4 protein-coding genes are annotated in these 2,899 nt (G+C 66.9%); 2 read left to right on the top strand and 2 right to left on the bottom strand.

Annotation, left to right across the window (positions count from 1 at the left end):
• Positions 1–635, top strand: a 635-nt coding sequence (locus BFF76_RS29320) for a DUF5753 domain-containing protein (protein ID WP_065849437.1), incomplete at its 5' end; no start/stop codon positions are given.
• Positions 632–880, top strand: a complete 249-nt coding sequence (locus tag BFF76_RS29315) for a DUF397 domain-containing protein (RefSeq protein ID WP_065849436.1) — start codon at positions 632–634, stop codon at positions 878–880. The genes BFF76_RS29320 and BFF76_RS29315, both read left to right, overlap by 4 nt.
• A 34-nt stretch (positions 881–914) precedes the next feature.
• Here the strand turns inward: BFF76_RS29315 and BFF76_RS34210 are convergent, their stop codons facing one another.
• Together BFF76_RS34210 and BFF76_RS29305 are read right to left on the bottom strand one after the other, a co-directional pair.
• Positions 915–1,289, bottom strand: a complete 375-nt coding sequence (locus BFF76_RS34210; protein ID WP_244167369.1) for a hypothetical protein — start codon at positions 1,287–1,289, stop codon at positions 915–917.
• 256 nt (positions 1,290–1,545) lie between these two features.
• Complete coding sequence (locus tag BFF76_RS29305) at positions 1,546–2,769, bottom strand: AAA family ATPase (RefSeq protein ID WP_065849435.1); 1,224 nt, start codon at positions 2,767–2,769, stop codon at positions 1,546–1,548.
• Positions 2,770–2,899: the final 130 nt, after the last annotated feature.

The following is a 2,899-nucleotide window of genomic DNA, read 5'->3' as shown; positions in this document are numbered from 1 at the left end:
GGGCGGACGAGGTGCTGGGGGCGGGCGGGCTGCTGGTGGCGATGAAGGCGGAGGTCGCGCGGGCGCGGTATCCGTCGTTCTTTCGCGATGCGGCGCGGCTGGAGGCAGGGGCTGTGGAGCTGCACGTGTACGCGAACCAGGTAGTACCAGGGCTGTTGCAGACTGAGGAGTACGCGCGGGCGATCTTCCGGATGCAGCGCCCGTTGCTCGACGATGAGGTGATTGAGCAGCGCGTCGGTGCGCGTTTGGCACGCCACGAGATCTTCTCCCGGCGTCCAGTTCCACTACTCAGCTTCATCATCGAGGAGCCTGTACTCCGCAGGCCGTCTGGCGGCCAGTCAGTGCTGCGAGGTCAGTTGGAGCAGATCCTGCTTGTTGGTAGGAAGCGCAACGTGGAGGTTCAAGTGATGCCAATGGATCGTGAGGATCACGGTGCAATGGGCGGGCCGTTCAACTTGATCGACACAGCTGAAGAGCGGAGGATTGCCTATACCGAGGTGCAGGACGACAGTCGCTTGTACACGGGGAACCCGAAGGTTCGAGAGCTTGAAGCGCGTTACGCGATCCTTCGGTCTCAGGCGCTCACTCCCCGTGAGTCGCTGTCCTTCGTCGAGAAGTTGCTGGGAGAGACATGAGCCTCAACTCTGAACTGGTCTGGTTCAAGAGCAGTTACAGCAGCGGTGGGGGTGGCGAATGCATCGAGGTCGCCATGGCCTGGCACAGGTCGAGCTACAGCAGCGAGGAGGGCGGCGAGTGCGTTGAGGTAGCAGACTGCCCGAACGCCGTGCATGTCCGCGACTCGAAGAACGTCGCGCGCCCCGGCCTTGCCCTCGCTCCGAAGGCCTGGACCGCATTCATCAAGTTCGCCCGCGAGGTGTGAGACGGCCGGGCGGCGCCTCGGCCCGCCCGGCCCCTCAGCCCCACGCGGTCAGTTCGGCCACGAAGTCGTCGTACGAGCGGTTCTTGCCCTGAGGCCTGGCGAGCAAGCCCCGCTCATAAGCGGCCTTTGCGATCAACGCCCCGTCGCTCTCGCGGAAGGTGGGCGCGCCGAGCTTGGTCTTCAAGGCCTCCTTGGGGTCCTTGAGCATCCCCGTGTCGTTTCCACATAGCTGGGCCGGCACCTTCCAGCGCGGGCGGACGTGCGGAAACGCTCCAGGGAAGAGGAGTAACCACGCCTCCGACTCCCAGGCCGCCAAGGCGAGTGCCGCATCGCAAGGGCTCTGGCGCGAGAGCTCCTCGGACAGTGTCTTGCGTACGGTGCGGTAGCGGTTGTCCGTGTAGCCGTCCAAGTCTTCGTGGACGGCCAGACCGACCAGCGGGCCGCGCTGCTGGAGCGCCTTGCCCTTGGCTTTCCTGCGGTGGCGAGTTCGCGCCCGGTCTTCTTCTTCAGGCGCACCTGGTCGTTGATGCGCACGAGCTTCGCCGTGCCCAGGTTCGGGTGGTGCTGGCGGATGATCGACGCCAGGATGTCGCAGTCGTTGGCATCCTCGCCCGCGAGCACGATGACGCCTCGGCCCTGGCGGGGGATGAACGGTGCTCCACGGCTCACAGTTCACCGCCGGTGAGGTCGCCTCCGAGCACCCCGGAGAACCACAGCTCGCCGAGTGGTTGGTCACCGGACTCCTCGACGATGTCGTGCACCTCGTCGGTGGTGAGGGCCGGGATGATCGAGGCCCCGTCCTCGTCGCGGTCACAGACGATGAACTCCTCTGGCTTCAGCCGGTCCACCAGGGCGGGAGAGTGGGTGGCGACGAGGAACTGGCTGCGTGTGGAGGCCTCGCGAAGTCGCTCCACGATCAGTTCCAGGGCCTGGGGGTGCAGGCCGTGGTCGATCTCCTCGACGCAGGTGAGGGCCGGCGGGTCCGGGTCGTAGAGCATGGCGAGGAGGCCGAGCAGGCGGACCGTTCCGTACGAGGCGTCGGCGAGCGGGGTGGGCCGACGCAGACCCCGTTCGCGGAGGATCACAGTCACCTGGTCGGCGGAGCCGCCGAGCCGCGCGAACTCGATGGCGTCGAGCTGGGGCAGCACGGTCCGGGCATCAGCTACCAGGTCCTGCCAGGTGTCCTCTGACGAGTTGAGGTAGAAGAGGAACTCCGCGAGGTTGTCCGCGTCGGGTGAGAGATCATGGAAGCGGCTGCGGCGGAGACGGGCAGGGAGTCGTGCGGCGGGTACGTCGACGTCGAACACGCGGAACGTGGAGAGCTGCTGGGCGACCTTGGAGACCTCTTCGCCGCCGTCGGAACTGGCCAGGCGTGGAAGGGTGGACAGACCGCTGCTCAGTCGCTGGATGCCGAAGCTACCGCTGCCCGACTCTTTGCCGGCCCGGTTGTCGACGACCTTGGCTTCCTCGCCGGAGACGGTGATGCGTCGGCCGCGCCCCTGGGTGCGCTTGAACTGGAAGCTCTCGATGCGGGACAGGCTGTAGGCGTCGTCGCTGCTGGGGTGCTTGCGGCGGCGAACTGTGAGTTCGTACTCGTCGGGAGCGTTCACGCTGGCGTGAGTCGTCCATGTCGCCTTGAGGCGGATCGCCATGGAGGTGGGCCGTTTCGGGCCGCCCCAGAACGCGACCTCGTCGAAACCGCCCCGCGCGTCCAGGGCGGGCTGGAGGTCGGTCCGGATGATGTCCGAGAGCAGGTCGAAGACCTTCAGCAGGTTGGACTTGCCGACCCCGTTCGGCCCCACCAGGACGGTGAGGGGGCCGAGGGGGACGGTCACGTCTCGGAGACTGCGGAAGTTCTCCACGTGGAGTTCGAGCAGACGGCCGGGCATGGTCGCGAACCTATCGGGTGAGTGGGGCGGCGGTCATGTCATTCCGGGACGGGCGCGGTTTCCGGGGTGAGGGCCGGTTCGGGCGGGGACCAGCGGCCTGCGGCGATCTCGGCGTCCAGGCGCGCCTGGA

The organism is Streptomyces mutomycini (genome assembly GCF_001700505.1).
GTDB lineage: Bacteria > Actinomycetota > Actinomycetes > Streptomycetales > Streptomycetaceae > Streptomyces > Streptomyces mutomycini.
The sequence above is the reverse complement of the archived record's forward strand: the minus strand, read 5'-3'. Positions and strand labels throughout refer to the sequence as shown.

What these genes read in the sequence shown, in the direction of transcription:
- BFF76_RS29305 (WP_065849435.1), bottom strand. Translation starts at nt 2,769, where the DNA reads ATGCCCGGCCGTCTGCTCGAACTCCACGTGGAGAACTTCCGCAGTCTC.
- BFF76_RS29315 (WP_065849436.1), top strand. Translation starts at nt 632, where the DNA reads ATGAGCCTCAACTCTGAACTGGTCTGGTTCAAGAGCAGTTACAGCAGC.